This window comes from Thalassovita sp. (assembly GCF_965218685.1).
Lineage (GTDB): Bacteria > Pseudomonadota > Alphaproteobacteria > Rhodobacterales > Rhodobacteraceae > Thalassobius.
On the sequence record NZ_OZ244657.1, the window covers coordinates 3,146,702 to 3,164,820 of the forward strand.

Sequence of the window (18,119 nt, forward strand, 5' to 3'; positions counted from 1 at the left end):
GTCACCTGAGAAGATCGGGGATGAGCCGGTCCGGAATAACCGGCTCGCTTTCACTTCACTCTTTACGTGAGTTGAAGAATGTCAGGGGCGCAGCGCCACGCTCAGATGATCAAGAAACGTCGTGACTTTCGCATCCATTCCGAGACGCGAGGCGGTCACCGCGTAGATTTCCGGTGCGGGCAGTTCCCAATCTGGCAGCACGCGGACCAGCTCGCCGCGCGTGACTGCATCCTTTGAAACAAAATCCGGCAAGGTGCCGATGCCCTGACCGGCGATCAGAAGATCGCGCAGCACAAGGCTGTTGCCAACGCGGATGGGGGGATCAAGATCCACGGTCACTGTTTCAGAGGGACCATGAAGGGTCCATGTGGTCAGGTGATCGGCAAGCAAAAAACCGATGACACGGTGATTGGCCACGTCCAGCGGCGTTTGCGGAGCGCCGACACTGTCCAGATAGTACGGCGCCGCAAAGATCCGTTGCCGCATCGTCCCCAGCTTACGCGCCACAAGCGCGGAGTCTGGCATCGCCGCTCGGATCCGGATCGAAACATCAAAGCCGCCCTCCACCATGTCGATCACCCGGTCATCCATCGACAGCGTCAGACGTAGGTCGGGATAGGCGTCGAATAACCCGGGCAGGATCGGCGCAATGACGGTCTGACCGAAGGAACTGGATGCGTTGACCTTCAGATGGCCGCGAATTGCCCCGGCGCCGTCACGGATGCGGGTCTCGACCTGGAATACGGCATTAAGAATACCTGATGCTTCGTTATAGAAGAGCCGGCCCGCATCGGTGAGTGACATCGAACGGGTCGTGCGGTTGAGCAATACCGTACCTAGGCTCTCTTCCAAAAGCTTGATCTCACGGCTGAGAAGGGCGGGTGACACGCCGAGATCCTCTGCCGCACGCGCAAAGCTGCCACGCTCGACAATGCGGCGGAAGGCGTTCATGACGGAGAGCTTATCCATTGTTGCTTTCGATCAGTTTGAGTGAAACGTCGCATTATGCGAGCGATCGGGTCGAGGAATACCATGAATGCGGCTTTCGGGCGAATGGGCCGCGAGGCTGCCCCGCTGTCAATTCGCCTCCCTCTCAGCGGATACCATATCTGCAAAGCCCGCCGACTCGAAGCTGTGGAAGCGGAAAGACCATCGCTGGACGATTATTTTGGAAGGTATCCGTGCCATTCATGCCGGCTACAGCATCGGGCGAAATGGGCTCGAAGCTGCCTTGCGGCGGTGCAGTACGCGATTTTCGCCCTGGACCGGCTGTGAAGGTGCCTCTCGGTGGCCGCTGCCAGCCCTTGGACTAAGCCGCTCCGCGGCATTGGCGCCTTTGGTTGGTGTGGTGACCTGACCAAATCAGTGCGCATTTTGCGATTTTGATGACCTGCCGGACGATTGGGGCCTTCTCAATCATTAGACAGGAGGTTTCCATGACAGAGGAGAGAGTAAGCCCGCTGCGTCAGCGGATGGTCGAAGACATGCGTATCCGTGGCATGGGCGACAAAGCTCAGAAAGCCCACATCCGAGCGATCAAAGACTTCACCGCATTCCTTGGCCATTCGCCTGATACCGCAACGCCGGAGGAACTGCGCGCCTATCAGCTTCATATGACCAACGCAGGGGTCACGCCGTCAACTTTCAATGCGCGGATCGTGGCGCTCAGGTTCTTCTTCGGCATGACCTGCGGGCGGGAGGAGATGAAGCGCTATATGCAATTCCGCACCGAACCGCGGAAGTTGCCGATCGTTCTCAGCGTCGAGGAGGTGTCCGACATCCTGATGGCGGCACCCGGGCCAGGGCTGAAGTATCGGGCGGCGCTCAGCATTTCTTACGGTGCCGGCCTCAGGGCAGCGGAAGTCTGTAATCTCAAGATCGGTGATATCGACAGCGACCGGATGCTGATCCATGTCGAGCAGGGCAAGGGGCGTAAGGATCGCAAGGTCATGCTGTCCCCGGGCTTGCTGAATCTGTTGCGTGATTGGTGGCGCGAGGCCCGCCCGGAAGGCTGGCTGTTCCCGGGCAAGCCAAAGATCAACCCGATTTCGCCGAGGCAGTTGAACCGTGCTTTCACCTCAGCCAAGCACATGGCTGGCATCAGCAAACCGGCAACACTGCACACGCTGAGGCACAGTTTCGCGACACATCTGTTGGAGGCCAACACGGATGTGCGGGTGATCCAGGTGCTGCTCGGTCACGCCAAGCTCACCACGACGGCGCAATATACCCACGTCGCCACCAAAACGATCCGCGACACGGTCAGCCCCTACGAGATGCTGGCCAAGCTGCAGGACCAGACTGTGAAGCGAAGTCTGGAGTGATTGGCTGTCGGGGTGCCCCGGCCAAAGCTAGAGATCGCTGACATCTTCCGTGCCCATGGTCCTGCGTGGCGGCAGGCCAATGCCGGGCATGTCAGCCTCTCGCAACTCAAGGTGATGTCAGCGATAGAAGCCTGCCGGACCGACGCGCTCGGCGGGCATGTGGCCGGTTGCACCAAGTGCGGCCACCATCACATCGCCTACAACAGTTGCAAGAACCGCCATTGCCCGAAGTGTCAGGGGCCGACGGCGCGAGACTGGATTGAGGCCCGCGCCGAGGACCTGCTTCCCGTGGAATATTTCCACGTCGTGTTCACGCTGCCCGCCGAGATCGCGCAAATCGCCTATTGGAACAAGAGGGCGGTCTACGCGCTGCTGTTCAAAGCGTCGGCGGAAACGGTCATGACCACTGCCGCCGACCCCAAACGCATGGGTGCGAAGGTGGGGCTGACCAGCGTCTTGCACACCTGGGGCTCTGCCATGACACACCATCCGCATATCCATATGATCGTGCCCGGCGGCGGTCTGTCGAGGGACGGCACCAGGTGGGTCGCCAGCAAGCCCGGGTTCTTCTTGCATGTGCGCGTGCTGTCCCGCCTGTTCCGCCGCCTCTTTCTGGACGGCCTGATGGCGCTGCACCAAGCCGGAGACCTGGCTTTCTATGGCGACCTGGAGCGGTTGGTCCGGCCGGATGCCTTTACCGCCTGGCTCACCCCATTCCGTAAATCCGAATGGGTGGTCTATTCCAAACCGCCCTTTGGCGGCCCAGAGGCCGTGCTTGCCTATCTGAGCCGCTATACCCACAGGGTAGCGATCTCGAACCATCGCTTGGTCAGCGCGGATGCCCACACTGTAGCTTTCCGTTGGAAGGATTATCGCATCAAAAATGGCGATCGCCAGAAGATCATGCGCCTTGCCACACCCGAGTTCATCCGCCGCTTCCTGATCCATGTCCTGCCCGATGGGTTCCATCGCATCCGCCATTACGGCCTGCTGGCCAGCGGTGTCCGCAAAGCGAACCTCACCAAAATCCGCGCGCTGCTCTGCGTCCAGCCAGTGGAACAGGCGGATAACCACGATCTTGAGCCAGAGGTTGCCCCTCTTACGCTGCGTGAACCCTGCCCATGCTGCGGCGGACCCATGCGTATCATCGAGATCTTCCGTCGTGGGCAAAAACCGATGTCGCGCGCGCCACCAAGGGAGCAGGCCGCATGACCGAACGCCTCGCAAAGATCATAAACCCATGCTGGCAGCTCCATGCAGGCCCGGCCCAAGCCACCTGCGCCGATCAGGTACCAGCGCGGTTCCAGACCGCACATGCACACAGTCCGACGGTTAGCGCTTGGCGGCTGGACTGGGAAGCCCGCGTGTCCACCGCCGTGAAAAACGTGAAACGGCCCGCTGAAATCGCCGTCGCATCAACCGCCGGCGCTCTTTCCCCATAGTCTCACCAAGACCCTCGCGGCTTCGTCCTTGGGAGGTTTTCCAACGCGGGTCGTCCGCCCGCCAAGGCGCCAACCTTACGCCGCGACCCGCATCAGAAAACCTTCACCAAAGCGGACGCTGGTTTTCTCTTCGGATCCGGTAAGGAAAGCAATCTTCTTTGAGCCAATTCTTCACGCCAAAACCCACCATAGCAGCTCTGGGTTGTAGGAAGTGGCTATTCTCACCTAAGGTTGACGAAATTGTGAAGTAGGAGGCTCGCATATGCATCGTCCGGATTATCTCGAACAAGGCGAAGTAGCACGCCTATTTCCGGTGTTGGCAACGACATCAAAAGAAGGACGAACCACCTCAATCGTTCTCGCCTGCATTTCGAAGATTGACGAATTCGGCGCGGAGATACTGCACACAGTAGGCAAGCGCGTAGGAAAACGCTCCAAACTTGAGACGTATACCGAGATCGTCTTCAAAAACGAAAAAACCCAGGTGAAAGATCGCCCGGATGGGCTGATCGTCTTAAGTACAGGGGCAAACGAATGGCGCGCGTTGGTGGAAGCCAAGGTTGGAAATGCCGAAATTGGTGCGGACCAAGTTGAGAAATACCGAGAAATTGCCAAGGAACAGGGCCTCGACTGCGTTATTACAATTTCAAACCAGTTTGCGACCCAACCTGAACATCATCCGGTCGAAGCTATTCGCAAGAGCCGTTCCAAAATTCCCGTTTTTCACTGGTCATGGATGTTCATTCTGACCGTCACTGACATCTTGCTGAACCAAGACAAAGTCGCGGACGAAGACCAAAAGCTGCTTCTAAATGAACTCCGGCGTTTTCTCACCCACGAGAGCGCAGGCGTCAAAGGCTTCGATCGAATGCCCCCTGAATGGACTGAACTCAATAGGCTTGTATCTGCTGGCGGGAAGATCGCGGCAAAGTCCCCTGAAGCAGCCATCGTATTGGATTCTTGGCACCAGGAAACACGCGATCTCTCTCTTATTCTGAGCCGACAAACTGAGGCCGAAGTACAGGAGAAACTGCCCCGAAAGCATCGCGTGGACCCTGCACAACGACGGAAAGACGAATTGCAGCTGCTTCGAGAGGATGGCCAATTGCAGTTAGTTTTGGATGTGCCCGACGCGGCTGCACCGGTCGAAATAGTGGCAGATCTTGCGCGTCGCACCATAGATATCGGGATGACCCTGCGCGCGCCAGAAGACAGAGTGTCGTCCAAAGCACGCGTTAACTGGCTGATACGACAGATCAAAACTGAGAAGTTGGAGGAAGCTTTCGTCAGGATGACCTGGCCAGGCAGAAGCGAAACCACTCAGTTTCAACTGTCAGAACTCATCGCAGACCCAACTATCTGTGAGAAAGATAAAAACGGATTACAGGTAACTCGATTCCATATTTTCATCGCTCGTAGGCTTGGTGCAAAATTTACCCAGCAGATCAATTTCATCAAAGAACTCGAAGAAGTGGTTCCCTTTTTCTATCGAGAGATTGGTCAGAATCTCCAAGAATGGCGGAAACCAGCGCCAAAAATCAAACCAGAGCGTTTGGCTGCAGAGGACGTAGCGACCGCAGCTGATCGAGATGACGAGGACGAAGTGGGATGATCGACGCTCAATGCAATCAGCCATCTCACCCAAAGAACCGTCCCAAACATGGCAAATTGGTGCGGTGCCGCCAATAACAGCCCTAGGACTAAGCCGCTCCGCGGCATTGGCGCCTTTGGTTGGTGTGGTGACCTGACCAAATCAGTGCGCATTTTGCGATTTTGATGACCTGCCGGACGATTGGGGCCTTCTCAATCATTAGACAGGAGGTTTCCATGACAGAGGAGAGAGTAAGCCCGCTGCGTCAGCGGATGGTCGAAGACATGCGTATCCGTGGCATGGGCGACAAAGCTCAGAAAGCCCACATCCGAGCGATCAAAGACTTCACCGCATTCCTTGGCCATTCGCCTGATACCGCAACGCCGGAGGAACTGCGCGCCTATCAGCTTCATATGACCAACGCAGGGGTCACGCCGTCAACTTTCAATGCGCGGATCGTGGCGCTCAGGTTCTTCTTCGGCATGACCTGCGGGCGGGAGGAGATGAAGCGCTATATGCAATTCCGCACCGAACCGCGGAAGTTGCCGATCGTTCTCAGCGTCGAGGAGGTGTCCGACATCCTGATGGCGGCACCCGGGCCAGGGCTGAAGTATCGGGCGGCGCTCAGCATTTCTTACGGTGCCGGCCTCAGGGCAGCGGAAGTCTGTAATCTCAAGATCGGTGATATCGACAGCGACCGGATGCTGATCCATGTCGAGCAGGGCAAGGGGCGTAAGGATCGCAAGGTCATGCTGTCCCCGGGCTTGCTGAATCTGTTGCGTGATTGGTGGCGCGAGGCCCGCCCGGAAGGCTGGCTGTTCCCGGGCAAGCCAAAGATCAACCCGATTTCGCCGAGGCAGTTGAACCGTGCTTTCACCTCAGCCAAGCACATGGCTGGCATCAGCAAACCGGCAACACTGCACACGCTGAGGCACAGTTTCGCGACACATCTGTTGGAGGCCAACACGGATGTGCGGGTGATCCAGGTGCTGCTCGGTCACGCCAAGCTCACCACGACGGCGCAATATACCCACGTCGCCACCAAAACGATCCGCGACACGGTCAGCCCCTACGAGATGCTGGCCAAGCTGCAGGACCAGACTGTGAAGCGAAGTCTGGAGTGATTGGCTGTCGGGGTGCCCCGGCCAAAGCTAGAGATCGCTGACATCTTCCGTGCCCATGGTCCTGCGTGGCGGCAGGCCAATGCCGGGCATGTCAGCCTCTCGCAACTCAAGGTGATGTCAGCGATAGAAGCCTGCCGGACCGACGCGCTCGGCGGGCATGTGGCCGGTTGCACCAAGTGCGGCCACCATCACATCGCCTACAACAGTTGCAAGAACCGCCATTGCCCGAAGTGTCAGGGGCCGACGGCGCGAGACTGGATTGAGGCCCGCGCCGAGGACCTGCTTCCCGTGGAATATTTCCACGTCGTGTTCACGCTGCCCGCCGAGATCGCGCAAATCGCCTATTGGAACAAGAGGGCGGTCTACGCGCTGCTGTTCAAAGCGTCGGCGGAAACGGTCATGACCACTGCCGCCGACCCCAAACGCATGGGTGCGAAGGTGGGGCTGACCAGCGTCTTGCACACCTGGGGCTCTGCCATGACACACCATCCGCATATCCATATGATCGTGCCCGGCGGCGGTCTGTCGAGGGACGGCACCAGGTGGGTCGCCAGCAAGCCCGGGTTCTTCTTGCATGTGCGCGTGCTGTCCCGCCTGTTCCGCCGCCTCTTTCTGGACGGCCTGATGGCGCTGCACCAAGCCGGAGACCTGGCTTTCTATGGCGACCTGGAGCGGTTGGTCCGGCCGGATGCCTTTACCGCCTGGCTCACCCCATTCCGTAAATCCGAATGGGTGGTCTATTCCAAACCGCCCTTTGGCGGCCCAGAGGCCGTGCTTGCCTATCTGAGCCGCTATACCCACAGGGTAGCGATCTCGAACCATCGCTTGGTCAGCGCGGATGCCCACACTGTAGCTTTCCGTTGGAAGGATTATCGCATCAAAAATGGCGATCGCCAGAAGATCATGCGCCTTGCCACACCCGAGTTCATCCGCCGCTTCCTGATCCATGTCCTGCCCGATGGGTTCCATCGCATCCGCCATTACGGCCTGCTGGCCAGCGGTGTCCGCAAAGCGAACCTCACCAAAATCCGCGCGCTGCTCTGCGTCCAGCCAGTGGAACAGGCGGATAACCACGATCTTGAGCCAGAGGTTGCCCCTCTTACGCTGCGTGAACCCTGCCCATGCTGCGGCGGACCCATGCGTATCATCGAGATCTTCCGTCGTGGGCAAAAACCGATGTCGCGCGCGCCACCAAGGGAGCAGGCCGCATGACCGAACGCCTCGCAAAGATCATAAACCCATGCTGGCAGCTCCATGCAGGCCCGGCCCAAGCCACCTGCGCCGATCAGGTACCAGCGCGGTTCCAGACCGCACATGCACACAGTCCGACGGTTAGCGCTTGGCGGCTGGACTGGGAAGCCCGCGTGTCCACCGCCGTGAAAAACGTGAAACGGCCCGCTGAAATCGCCGTCGCATCAACCGCCGGCGCTCTTTCCCCATAGTCTCACCAAGACCCTCGCGGCTTCGTCCTTGGGAGGTTTTCCAACGCGGGTCGTCCGCCCGCCAAGGCGCCAACCTTACGCCGCGACCCGCATCAGAAAACCTTCACCAAAGCGGACATCGCTGATCGGCACCAGGGGCGGAAAGCGGACTTTTACTGCGTTTTGCGCCAATGGCCGCTTTCCTGTCGTCAACCCCATCTTCTCACCGTCTATACAACGGTCACATCCTGCAGGCCGTGCAGGGGGGCGCCCTCAAGAAGTTGACTGTCAATTGCTTGCCTGATCCTCATTAGTGCGGCCTGTGATGATGACGTCATGCTGTCGTAGGCCTGAAAATCATGCGGCATGTCGGGCCATAGATCGAGCCTCACTTCGGCTGCTTTCGCTTTCTGCTCGCGCGCGAAGTCGATGATCATATCACGCAAAACTTCCCGCCCTCCCGCTTGCAAATAGAGTGGCGCAAGTCCGCTGTAATCGTACGAGATCGGAGACAAGGCACCCCGCCCATACGCCTGATCGGGATCAAGCCAGCGGCCGAATTGGAGCGCCATCCAACCCTGCACCAGATCGGTTGGATTGTTTTCGTGCAGGCTGGCGCCGCGATCGCCTATGTCCGTCCAAGGGCACAGACCGATGCATAACGCGGGCTGGGGTTTTCCTTGTGCTTTCAGAGCCTGAAGCAACATCAAAGCCATATGCCCGCCAGCGCTGTCGCCAATCACGACGATCCTTTCCGCGGGCACTTGCGCCGATAAGTAGTCCCATGCGGCCATGGCGTCTTCTGCCTGGGCAGGATGGGGATGCTCGGGTGTCAGACGGTAGTCGGGGGCGAACAACCTTGCTGCGGTGTGATGCGCCAGCATTTGCGCGAAGCGGCCACTCACTCCGCCGTGGAAGGCATACCCTCCGCCATGGAAATAAAGCAGGGCCGCGTCGCTTTCGCGATGATTGGGGTCATACCAACGCCCTTTGACCCCTTCGGCATCAGTCTCTGAAACTGCATAGACATCGTCCGTCTGCAACTGAACGCAGTCGAACAGTTTGCGCCCCTCCCGGATGTCCGGATGGCGCATGGCGGCGGTAAACTGGTGACGGACGAACCGGATGCCGGTTTCCATGTTGGCGTCCCAATCCTTGGCCATGCGTCGCCCGAAACCGTGCCGCACCGACGTCGAAATCGCGATCTGACTGAGTTTCGCAAGGCTTCGCACCCGTAGCTGGAACGAGCCAGAATAGACTATTTTACCCATATTTTTGTCCTTGTTAGCTGGTTGGGCCTTTATTGTCTCAACGGGGGCTGCAAATTATAGAATGATTGCGTCAAAAGGATCCTGTTATGCCGCCGATCGCAAAACTGTTCCTGCCACCGCCTGACCTGGCGGGCTGCCTCATGGCCGGTGTTTATCGGGACACACGCGGGGCAAATCTGTCCGATGCCGACCGAATGAACCATTTTCCGGCGTCACCGCTTGTTGCTATTACGCTCGTTCAGCATGGGACGCTGCATCTGTTGCCATCAGGCACAAACTGGCGGCAGGCGGCACTGATACCGCCCCTTCGAGAAAAATCGGTTCTCCCTCCACAAGACATGCCCGTATCCAGTTGGGCGCAGGGTGATGTTGTCGCGTTGACCGTCGGTGTCTTTCCTGACGCGTGGCGTGCCCTTAGCGGTGAGGAGGCCTGTTCGACATTGCCGCCCGTTCTGGATGAGGCGTTCGAGGGCTTAGATTTCGCAGGCGATGCTGCCGAAGGCTGGGTCGCATTTTGCCAAAGGCTTCAGGCCGCATGGTCCGCCGCGAGGCCGGATATCTGGCAGCCTGCTGCACGCATATCAGACTGGTCCACAGCGCTGACGACCCGTGCCGCGCTTTCAGGAGCCGGGCGCAGCCTGCGCAGCATCGAGCGCAAGATCAAACGCTTCTCTGGCCAAACGCAACGCAGTTTGGCTTTCTATTCAACCTTCGAACGGCTCCATGAGCTTTCGAGGCGCTCGGCGGAACAACCTCTGGCGGGAATTGCCGCTGACGCGGGGTATTCGGACCAGTCCCATATGGGGCGTGCCGTGCGCCGCGCAACGGGGTTCTCGCCGGCCCGGCTCAACAAAGCGATCGAAACCGAGGAACCCTTTTGGTGCTATCGCCTCCTTGGTGAACGCTTTTGACATCGAATGAATACGGACATTCGAACGGCGTGCAGCATCGTGCGGTTTGGTGAAGGTTTTCTGATGCGGGTCGCGGCGTAAGGTTGGCGCCTTGGCGGGCGGACGACCCGCGTTGGAAAACCTCCCAAGGACGAAGCCGCGAGGGTCTTGGTGAGACTATGGGGAAAGAGCGCCGGCGGTTGATGCGACGGCGATTTCAGCGGGCCGTTTCACGTTTTTCACGGCGGTGGACACGCGGGCTTCCCAGTCCAGCCGCCAAGCGCTAACCGTCGGACTGTGTGCATGTGCGGTCTGGAACCGCGCTGGTACCTGATCGGCGCAGGTGGCTTGGGCCGGGCCTGCATGGAGCTGCCAGCATGGGTTTATGATCTTTGCGAGGCGTTCGGTCATGCGGCCTGCTCCCTTGGTGGCGCGCGCGACATCGGTTTTTGCCCACGACGGAAGATCTCGATGATACGCATGGGTCCGCCGCAGCATGGGCAGGGTTCACGCAGCGTAAGAGGGGCAACCTCTGGCTCAAGATCGTGGTTATCCGCCTGTTCCACTGGCTGGACGCAGAGCAGCGCGCGGATTTTGGTGAGGTTCGCTTTGCGGACACCGCTGGCCAGCAGGCCGTAATGGCGGATGCGATGGAACCCATCGGGCAGGACATGGATCAGGAAGCGGCGGATGAACTCGGGTGTGGCAAGGCGCATGATCTTCTGGCGATCGCCATTTTTGATGCGATAATCCTTCCAACGGAAAGCTACAGTGTGGGCATCCGCGCTGACCAAGCGATGGTTCGAGATCGCTACCCTGTGGGTATAGCGGCTCAGATAGGCAAGCACGGCCTCTGGGCCGCCAAAGGGCGGTTTGGAATAGACCACCCATTCGGATTTACGGAATGGGGTGAGCCAGGCGGTAAAGGCATCCGGCCGGACCAACCGCTCCAGGTCGCCATAGAAAGCCAGGTCTCCGGCTTGGTGCAGCGCCATCAGGCCGTCCAGAAAGAGGCGGCGGAACAGGCGGGACAGCACGCGCACATGCAAGAAGAACCCGGGCTTGCTGGCGACCCACCTGGTGCCGTCCCTCGACAGACCGCCGCCGGGCACGATCATATGGATATGCGGATGGTGTGTCATGGCAGAGCCCCAGGTGTGCAAGACGCTGGTCAGCCCCACCTTCGCACCCATGCGTTTGGGGTCGGCGGCAGTGGTCATGACCGTTTCCGCCGACGCTTTGAACAGCAGCGCGTAGACCGCCCTCTTGTTCCAATAGGCGATTTGCGCGATCTCGGCGGGCAGCGTGAACACGACGTGGAAATATTCCACGGGAAGCAGGTCCTCGGCGCGGGCCTCAATCCAGTCTCGCGCCGTCGGCCCCTGACACTTCGGGCAATGGCGGTTCTTGCAACTGTTGTAGGCGATGTGATGGTGGCCGCACTTGGTGCAACCGGCCACATGCCCGCCGAGCGCGTCGGTCCGGCAGGCTTCTATCGCTGACATCACCTTGAGTTGCGAGAGGCTGACATGCCCGGCATTGGCCTGCCGCCACGCAGGACCATGGGCACGGAAGATGTCAGCGATCTCTAGCTTTGGCCGGGGCACCCCGACAGCCAATCACTCCAGACTTCGCTTCACAGTCTGGTCCTGCAGCTTGGCCAGCATCTCGTAGGGGCTGACCGTGTCGCGGATCGTTTTGGTGGCGACGTGGGTATATTGCGCCGTCGTGGTGAGCTTGGCGTGACCGAGCAGCACCTGGATCACCCGCACATCCGTGTTGGCCTCCAACAGATGTGTCGCGAAACTGTGCCTCAGCGTGTGCAGTGTTGCCGGTTTGCTGATGCCAGCCATGTGCTTGGCTGAGGTGAAAGCACGGTTCAACTGCCTCGGCGAAATCGGGTTGATCTTTGGCTTGCCCGGGAACAGCCAGCCTTCCGGGCGGGCCTCGCGCCACCAATCACGCAACAGATTCAGCAAGCCCGGGGACAGCATGACCTTGCGATCCTTACGCCCCTTGCCCTGCTCGACATGGATCAGCATCCGGTCGCTGTCGATATCACCGATCTTGAGATTACAGACTTCCGCTGCCCTGAGGCCGGCACCGTAAGAAATGCTGAGCGCCGCCCGATACTTCAGCCCTGGCCCGGGTGCCGCCATCAGGATGTCGGACACCTCCTCGACGCTGAGAACGATCGGCAACTTCCGCGGTTCGGTGCGGAATTGCATATAGCGCTTCATCTCCTCCCGCCCGCAGGTCATGCCGAAGAAGAACCTGAGCGCCACGATCCGCGCATTGAAAGTTGACGGCGTGACCCCTGCGTTGGTCATATGAAGCTGATAGGCGCGCAGTTCCTCCGGCGTTGCGGTATCAGGCGAATGGCCAAGGAATGCGGTGAAGTCTTTGATCGCTCGGATGTGGGCTTTCTGAGCTTTGTCGCCCATGCCACGGATACGCATGTCTTCGACCATCCGCTGACGCAGCGGGCTTACTCTCTCCTCTGTCATGGAAACCTCCTGTCTAATGATTGAGAAGGCCCCAATCGTCCGGCAGGTCATCAAAATCGCAAAATGCGCACTGATTTGGTCAGGTCACCACACCAACCAAAGGCGCCAATGCCGCGGAGCGGCTTAGTCCAAGGGCTCTAGGCAGCCGTTCGCTGCACTCCGCTCGAACGTCGGCTCCAGGAATTTCGGGCAGCTAAATCATAATGCCCCATAGATCAGGTTCAGTATCGCTTCCCTGTTAGTTCCATAAAATTCACTGATGTCGGAACGGAATTTCCTTGTTAACGAACCTAGGGAAATCGCGGCTAAACCACTGTTTCCTCATTCACAATCAAGGCGATGGGCTTGAATATTGGCGAAATCGGCAGTTTTTCCCTGTATTTTCCCTGTTTTCAGACGCTGAGAGTTTGTCGCGCTATTGTCGCGTTTTCGGGCGTTTGGCAGACAGGGTTTTCAACAGAGACGCAGATAAGAGCACGAACCAAACAGATTTCAGGCCGTAGTCTCTGTTTGCGATACCGGCGGTACGAGTTTACAGATTTCAGGGTGTTTTGTTTCAGAGCGATGCGAACTGTGCGCGCTGCTCTGACCAGACAGCCGAGAACCGCGTCTTGATCAGGTAGTCCGTGGTGAGACCATCGGCGGTTCACCCATAGCGATGCTGTCAAGAACGTCAGGCGAGAGCAATGCCAGGTTGGTCACGTCCTGAACCCGGCGCTTCGACACTCCTTCGGTGTCGGCAATTTCGGAGAAGGTTTTGCCCGCGATGCCCATCGCCAGCCAGCTACGCCCCTTCACGATATTCTGTACCAGCGTTCTGTCGATCTTTGCCGGTGCCTCGCCCAGATGCAGTTTCAATTCCACTGGATTGGTCTGCTCCGGCATGCAGCCAAGGCGGTCAGCAAGCATTGCCTCGTCCAGCCGCGCTGTCAGGAAACCCTGTCGCAGATCGGCTCGCTAGATCAAAGCCAGTCGTTCAGTTGCATCGCCCTGATCCTGAAGCTTTATCGAGACGTCTACCAGTTCGGCTGCCGTCAAATCTACAGTCATCACTGCCGCGACACCGGGTCTGGTCAGATGCTGCCCAATCAGTTCAGCCAGCAAGCCCTCCACCTGTTCTGCAGGCATCCGGATGTTTCTGGCTGCGACCTTTGACCAGCCTGCGGGAAATATAGCAGCGAAGTCGTTTGCCGTTCTTTCGGCTGTGGCTGGGCGTCAGACGATCGCCGGTTTCATCAAAGAGCTTGCCCGCCAGAGGGGATCTTGTCGCCTTTTGTCTGGAGCCGTGAGCAACCGCTGCCCTACTCTGCACCAGGTCCTGAACCTTATCCCAAACCGCCGGATCAATGATAGCCGGATGCTGACCATCATTGACTTTTTGTTTGTGCCGGATGCGGCCCGCATAGACCGGGTTGCTCAGAATGTGCTGAAGGTGACCCCGGTCGAAATGCGTTCCACCCGAGATCCGTCCGCCCTCCCGGCCGCGGCGCCGGGATCTGAGGTCGAGATCCTCTGCCCGTTCCTTTACGTCCCGCAGGGTACCGAATTTTAGATAGGGATCGTAACGCGTCCTTATCGTTTCAGCTTCAGTCTCGTTTTTTGGTGTATAAGAAGAGCGAGTCCGTTTGGTGTCGCTGGCGTAAATGTGTCATGTCCGCTTCGGGCTAACACCGGCCTCCGAGTGGCACTGTGGCAGCCAGTCCAGGGCGAAAACCGTGTGCCGCGCCGCCGCGCAGCGGAATAAACAGCCATTCGTGCGGCTCGCTGCATGGATCAGGTGTCGAATTGACAAGACACGGGACATTCCAGACCTTCGCGCTGAAGGGTCCAACTGGCACTTCGGCCCTTGGCGGACCCTGGGCATGAAGAAAGGTTCTATGCCGCAGTTTTCGCAGTATCGCCATTCTGTACGTCGTCAGGGTTTTTGGAGCCAAAGCGGGCCTAAACTGAGTGAGAGTTTGGCTCATCTGGTTGGTTTGATTATGCGGCGTGTTTTCTGTGATGCAAGCGTCGCGCTTCGAGCGTGTTTCGTTTGATCCTTTCTCTTTGGTTTAGAATGGCTTGTGAGCGCCCGAAGTAGACGTCGGACGGCGTGACGTTGTTCAGGCTCTCATGGTAGCGCTGATGGTTGTAGTGATCGACGAAGGCACCGATCTGGGTTTCGAGATCGCCGGGCAAGAAGTAATTTTCCAGCAGGATGCGGTTCTTCAGGGTTTGATGCCAGCGCTCAATCTTGCCTTGGGTTTGGGGGTGATACGGCGCACCGCGAGAATGCTTCATTCCCTTGTCCTGCAGCCATTCGGCCAAATCGCCAGAGACGTAGCTGGAGCCGTTGTCACTCAGCAGTCGTGGCTTGTGAACGACGTGGACCTGATCGCAACCCGAAGCCTGTAACGCCAGGTCCAGCGTGTCCGTCACATCTTCCGTCCTCATATTGGTGCAAAGCTTCCACGAGATGATGTAACGGCTGTAGTCGTCCAGGATCGTGCTGAGATAGAACCAGCCCCAGCCCAGAACTTTCAGGTAAGTGAAGTCCGTCTGCCAAAGTTGGTTGATGGCGGTGGTTTTGTCTTTGAACTCGCTTGTAGCCTTGAGCACGATGAAGGCCGGGCTGGTGATCAGATCATGCGCCTTCAGTACGCGATAAACCGAAGCCTCTGATACAAAGTAGCTTTCTGTATCCGTGAACGTCACCGCCAGCTCTCGCGGCGAGAGCTCTGTTTCCTTCAGCGCCAGCTTGACGACCTTGTGCCGCACTTCGTCCGGGATGCGGTTCCAGACATGCTTTGGCTTGGGAGATTGGTCCGCAAGACCGGCTTCGCCGCGTTGCAGGTATCGGTCGTACCAGCGGTAGAACGTTGTGCGCGGAATGCCGAGCTTGGCCAGTGTCTGACGTGCTGACAGGTGGCTTTCTTCGACCAGCCTGATGATCTCCAGTTTCTCAGATGCGGGATACCTCATTCGTGGTCGCCCCCATCGCCTGTCATGCTTTTTTTGAGAAGGCGCAATTCCAGCGTTTGCTCAGCCACGACCTCCTTCAGGTCACGGGCCTCACGGCGCAGATCTTTGACTTCGTCACTCGTCGCTGCTCGCGCTGTATCGCCCGCCAGCCGCTTCTTTCCTGCCTCCATGAAGTCCTTAGACCATTTGTAGTAAACCCCTTGGGAAATCCCCTCACGGCGGCACAGCTCTGCAATGCTGTCCTCGCCACGCAGACCGTCCAAGACGATCCTGATCTTCTCCTCGGAGGAATACTGTTTACGCGTGGCGCGTTTGATGTCTTTGACGATCTTCTCGCCCGGGCTCTTGGTTGTCTTTCTCATCTTCAACTCCTCAGTGGTGACGATGCGCCAGAAACACTCTCTTATCAAATTGCCCTATTTGGCCCCATAAGCGCTGACGTCAGACAGTGGGGCGGCAGATCATCGAAGCCATCGGCACACTGGGCAACATCCGCGCCGTTGAGGAACTGGAACAGCGCATCATCACGCTCGAAGGAAAGGCTGTGTAATGGAGATCATTCAGACTACAGGTGGGGCGAGCGTTGCGGTCGATGCGCTAGCCGACGACGCCGCGTTCATCATGGTCATGCTCAACGGGAAGATGGTGTGCGTGACCACAAGCTCGCTCTACCGCGAGGCGGTCCAGACGCTGCTTCGCAACCTACCGGACACCGGAACCGTCTACCTGATGACCTACACCGGGGCCGAGTTTGTCGCTCTGTTCGACAAGGCGGTGACCGAGCGCTTGGACGGGGCGGACCCGGATGACGCTTTCGCCGTGGTCAACCGTGCCCTCGCTGTCCTGACCGGCCTGCGCAACGACGAAGCCAACAGCGTCTTCTGGCCCGAGGTCGATGCACTGCTAGCGAAGCTGGAAGCAGCATGAGACGGGGCAGCTTCGCAGAGTTGCCGTTCACCAAAACGGAACGCCGAGAGCGGCAACCCGCGCCCGTCCCAGATGGGCCGGTGACGCGGGTTGGTGGGCGCGCATACCTGCAAGAGACGAGCCGCCACAACCCCGACTATTCGGTGACGGTGGAGGACCGGCTCGTGATGGACCAGCGCCGACTTGAAGCGGTGGAAGCTCGGCAAGCCCGTGCAACCGCCAACCTCGCCGCCGCGCTGAGCCTCGGGGCTGCATTGCGCGGGTTGGCTGATGAGTAGCGCCCGCACCCTTCTGAACCGGAGCGATGGGAGCGCGAGAAGCTGTGCTGACGGACGACCCTGCATGGCTGGTGGCATGGCGGGAAGGGCGCACCGCACCCGCAGCCCCGGCACAGCCGCCGCTACAGCCGCAGGCCGCACCGAGCCAAGGGGGTAGCCGCGCGAAACCCCAAGCCCGCGCTGCAAACGGCGCTGGTAGGGGGTCGTCAGGGTTCAGTGAACCCGACCCTTGGCCGTTCGACGGTGGCAAGCGTCGGGAACCTGTCCTTGATCTGACATGTGTGCCGTAGCTCAACTTAACTAAAGCGTTCTCAATTTCCACGAAGTCTGAGACGGCCAAGAAAATGCAGCAGCAGACGATTTGGCAGCTTCGTTCGTCTTGCCGCGTTCATGCGCAATGCCGTGGCGACATAGTTCTCCTCAATGCTCTCGCTCGACAGCCTTTCATTCAATTTCTCTTCTGATAAAATTGCGGCATTTTCAAACGTTGCAAATTGTTCAGGAGACAAGATGGATTGGAAAAAAACCTTTCCTGAAAATCCTTCGGTGAATTCTTCCATCGAAATTGAGATTGTCGTGCCTGAAACGCGTTTGGAGAATTTCTTCTCATGTCTCCAGAAATCTAGCGCAAACATGTAGTTGAAATCCCGCGTAGAAACGAAGAAGGATCCCCGCTCATTTGCTGCTCTCAGCATCACCGACTTGTCCAAAACCACACCATGCTTGCTCATTTCCGAATACAGCGAGTCTAGGTACCTGTCCATTGGGCGGTTCACAAACAGCCAAGTTATCTTTTCGAATCCGATCTGGTATGCTTCACTTTCGATTCCAATTGCTGTCTCAATATCGATGAGGCAGTTTTCGAAATCTTCGCCACTGAGAACGACGGTTTCAATTATTGCATCATGCTCTTCAACGCAAGCGCGCAAGAAGTCGCCAAAAGCTTCGACACCCTCAGCCTGAATCTTATGCATCAAACGGCTATGCTGAGGCATTTCGTCGTAGTGTGGATATAGAACCGCACTTTCGGCCAACACTTTTCGATTGTCGGCGCAGATCTTCTGAAACGTCGTTGTCGCGGTTTTGTGCAATCCGCAATGAACAATCAACTCCAACCCAATTCTCCTGCGAGCAACTCCGATCATGATGCCACGTGGTATGAGGCGTAGCATAACGTCGCTGGAAGTTTCTGTCAGCGGGAGTTTCGCGAACCGCGCGAAGCGTACGCAAATGTCCCGCGCAAACCCAACCCAGCCAGCGGTCAGCGACTTCTCTTTATCGTTTGGAGCGGTAGTGCGGCCCGAGCGCATGTGCAGCGGGGCGCTTTTTGCTGAGCGAGTCAGGGCTTCACAGCGGGGCATGCAGCCCGCATGTAGGTGCGAA

16 protein-coding genes are annotated in these 18,119 nt (G+C 58.3%); 8 read left to right on the plus strand and 8 right to left on the minus strand.

Going from position 1 to position 18,119, the window contains the following annotated elements:
• Nucleotides 1-81 precede the first annotated feature (81 nt).
• The gene (locus ACOQOQ_RS15585) at nt 82-969 is read right to left on the minus strand and encodes a LysR family transcriptional regulator (RefSeq protein WP_420567901.1); all 888 of its coding nucleotides are present in this window, start codon (nt 967-969) and stop codon (nt 82-84) included.
• 467 nt (nt 970-1,436) lie between these two features.
• Between ACOQOQ_RS15585 and ACOQOQ_RS15590 the strand changes: the two genes are divergently transcribed.
• The 5 genes from ACOQOQ_RS15590 to ACOQOQ_RS15610 all read left to right on the plus strand — a co-directional run bounded on the left by ACOQOQ_RS15590 (nt 1,437) and on the right by ACOQOQ_RS15610 (nt 7,693).
• Nucleotides 1,437-2,324: a tyrosine-type recombinase/integrase gene (locus ACOQOQ_RS15590; RefSeq protein WP_092465131.1), complete on the plus strand. Its 888-nt coding sequence runs from the start codon at nt 1,437-1,439 to the stop codon at nt 2,322-2,324.
• Between the two features lie 12 nt (nt 2,325-2,336).
• The gene (locus ACOQOQ_RS15595) at nt 2,337-3,536 is read left to right on the plus strand and encodes an IS91 family transposase (protein WP_420566739.1); all 1,200 of its coding nucleotides are present in this window, start codon (nt 2,337-2,339) and stop codon (nt 3,534-3,536) included.
• Nucleotides 3,537-4,028: 492 nt separating this feature from the next.
• The gene (locus ACOQOQ_RS15600; protein ID WP_420567902.1) at nt 4,029-5,378 is read left to right on the plus strand and encodes a hypothetical protein; all 1,350 of its coding nucleotides are present in this window, start codon (nt 4,029-4,031) and stop codon (nt 5,376-5,378) included.
• 215 nt (nt 5,379-5,593) lie between these two features.
• Nucleotides 5,594-6,481, plus strand: a complete 888-nt coding sequence (locus tag ACOQOQ_RS15605; protein ID WP_092465131.1) for a tyrosine-type recombinase/integrase — start codon at nt 5,594-5,596, stop codon at nt 6,479-6,481.
• A 12-nt stretch (nt 6,482-6,493) separates the two neighbouring features.
• On the plus strand, nt 6,494-7,693 hold the full coding sequence (locus ACOQOQ_RS15610; protein ID WP_420566739.1) for an IS91 family transposase: 1,200 nt from the start codon (nt 6,494-6,496) through the stop codon (nt 7,691-7,693).
• Between the two features lie 439 nt (nt 7,694-8,132).
• Here the strand turns inward: ACOQOQ_RS15610 and ACOQOQ_RS15615 are convergent, their stop codons facing one another.
• The gene (locus tag ACOQOQ_RS15615) at nt 8,133-9,173 is read right to left on the minus strand and encodes an alpha/beta hydrolase (RefSeq protein WP_420567903.1); all 1,041 of its coding nucleotides are present in this window, start codon (nt 9,171-9,173) and stop codon (nt 8,133-8,135) included.
• A gap of 86 nt (nt 9,174-9,259) precedes the next feature.
• On the opposite strand from ACOQOQ_RS15615, the gene ACOQOQ_RS15620 reads away from it, so the two are divergent.
• Complete coding sequence (locus tag ACOQOQ_RS15620; protein WP_420567904.1) at nt 9,260-10,084, plus strand: helix-turn-helix domain-containing protein; 825 nt, start codon at nt 9,260-9,262, stop codon at nt 10,082-10,084.
• Nucleotides 10,085-10,470: 386 nt separating this feature from the next.
• On the opposite strand, the gene ACOQOQ_RS15625 is transcribed toward ACOQOQ_RS15620, so the two are convergent.
• The 3 genes from ACOQOQ_RS15625 to ACOQOQ_RS15635 form a co-directional block, all read right to left on the minus strand.
• Nucleotides 10,471-11,670: an IS91 family transposase gene (locus tag ACOQOQ_RS15625; protein WP_420566739.1), complete on the minus strand. Its 1,200-nt coding sequence runs from the start codon at nt 11,668-11,670 to the stop codon at nt 10,471-10,473.
• Nucleotides 11,671-11,682: 12 nt separating this feature from the next.
• A complete protein-coding gene (locus ACOQOQ_RS15630) occupies nt 11,683-12,570 on the minus strand; it encodes a tyrosine-type recombinase/integrase (RefSeq protein ID WP_092465131.1) in 888 nt (295 codons plus the stop codon).
• A gap of 615 nt (nt 12,571-13,185) precedes the next feature.
• Nucleotides 13,186-13,434, minus strand: a complete 249-nt coding sequence (locus tag ACOQOQ_RS15635) for a hypothetical protein (RefSeq protein ID WP_420567905.1) — start codon at nt 13,432-13,434, stop codon at nt 13,186-13,188.
• On the opposite strand from ACOQOQ_RS15635, the gene ACOQOQ_RS15640 reads away from it, so the two are divergent.
• Complete coding sequence (locus tag ACOQOQ_RS15640) at nt 13,417-13,725, plus strand: hypothetical protein (protein WP_420567906.1); 309 nt, start codon at nt 13,417-13,419, stop codon at nt 13,723-13,725. The genes ACOQOQ_RS15635 and ACOQOQ_RS15640 overlap by 18 nt on opposite strands.
• Here ACOQOQ_RS15640 and ACOQOQ_RS15645 read toward each other — a convergent pair.
• Both ACOQOQ_RS15645 and ACOQOQ_RS15650 read right to left on the minus strand, forming a co-directional pair.
• Nucleotides 13,664-14,215, minus strand: coding sequence for a recombinase family protein (locus tag ACOQOQ_RS15645; protein ID WP_420569784.1), 552 nt, complete (start codon nt 14,213-14,215; stop codon nt 13,664-13,666). The genes ACOQOQ_RS15640 and ACOQOQ_RS15645 overlap by 62 nt on opposite strands.
• 335 nt (nt 14,216-14,550) lie before the next feature.
• A protein-coding gene (locus ACOQOQ_RS15650; protein WP_420566748.1) for an IS3 family transposase occupies nt 14,551-15,893 on the minus strand; the annotation gives its coding sequence in 2 pieces (ribosomal slippage) (nt 14,551-15,566 and nt 15,566-15,893; 1,344 coding nt in all).
• 187 nt (nt 15,894-16,080) lie between these two features.
• Here ACOQOQ_RS15650 and ACOQOQ_RS15655 point away from each other — a divergent pair.
• Nucleotides 16,081-16,458 carry a hypothetical protein gene (locus ACOQOQ_RS15655; protein WP_420567907.1) on the plus strand — a complete coding sequence of 126 codons (378 nt, stop codon included), beginning with the start codon at nt 16,081-16,083 and terminating at the stop codon, nt 16,456-16,458.
• Nucleotides 16,459-17,047: 589 nt separating this feature from the next.
• Here ACOQOQ_RS15655 and ACOQOQ_RS15660 read toward each other — a convergent pair.
• The gene (locus ACOQOQ_RS15660; protein ID WP_420567908.1) at nt 17,048-18,097 is read right to left on the minus strand and encodes a hypothetical protein; all 1,050 of its coding nucleotides are present in this window, start codon (nt 18,095-18,097) and stop codon (nt 17,048-17,050) included.
• Nucleotides 18,098-18,119 lie beyond the last annotated feature (22 nt).

Excerpts from the sequence above, each read along its gene's own strand:
- ACOQOQ_RS15615 (WP_420567903.1), bottom strand. The coding sequence starts at position 9,173 with ATGGGTAAAATAGTCTATTCTGGCTCGTTCCAGCTACGGGTGCGAAGC.
- ACOQOQ_RS15605 (WP_092465131.1), top strand. The coding sequence starts at position 5,594 with ATGACAGAGGAGAGAGTAAGCCCGCTGCGTCAGCGGATGGTCGAAGAC.
- ACOQOQ_RS15585 (WP_420567901.1), bottom strand. The coding sequence starts at position 969 with ATGGATAAGCTCTCCGTCATGAACGCCTTCCGCCGCATTGTCGAGCGT.
- ACOQOQ_RS15630 (WP_092465131.1), bottom strand. The coding sequence starts at position 12,570 with ATGACAGAGGAGAGAGTAAGCCCGCTGCGTCAGCGGATGGTCGAAGAC.
- ACOQOQ_RS15590 (WP_092465131.1), top strand. The coding sequence starts at position 1,437 with ATGACAGAGGAGAGAGTAAGCCCGCTGCGTCAGCGGATGGTCGAAGAC.
- ACOQOQ_RS15620 (WP_420567904.1), top strand. The coding sequence starts at position 9,260 with ATGCCGCCGATCGCAAAACTGTTCCTGCCACCGCCTGACCTGGCGGGC.
- ACOQOQ_RS15655 (WP_420567907.1), top strand. The coding sequence starts at position 16,081 with ATGGAGATCATTCAGACTACAGGTGGGGCGAGCGTTGCGGTCGATGCG.
- ACOQOQ_RS15600 (WP_420567902.1), top strand. The coding sequence starts at position 4,029 with ATGCATCGTCCGGATTATCTCGAACAAGGCGAAGTAGCACGCCTATTT.
- ACOQOQ_RS15660 (WP_420567908.1), bottom strand. The coding sequence starts at position 18,097 with ATGCCCCGCTGTGAAGCCCTGACTCGCTCAGCAAAAAGCGCCCCGCTG.
- ACOQOQ_RS15640 (WP_420567906.1), top strand. The coding sequence starts at position 13,417 with ATGCAGTTTCAATTCCACTGGATTGGTCTGCTCCGGCATGCAGCCAAG.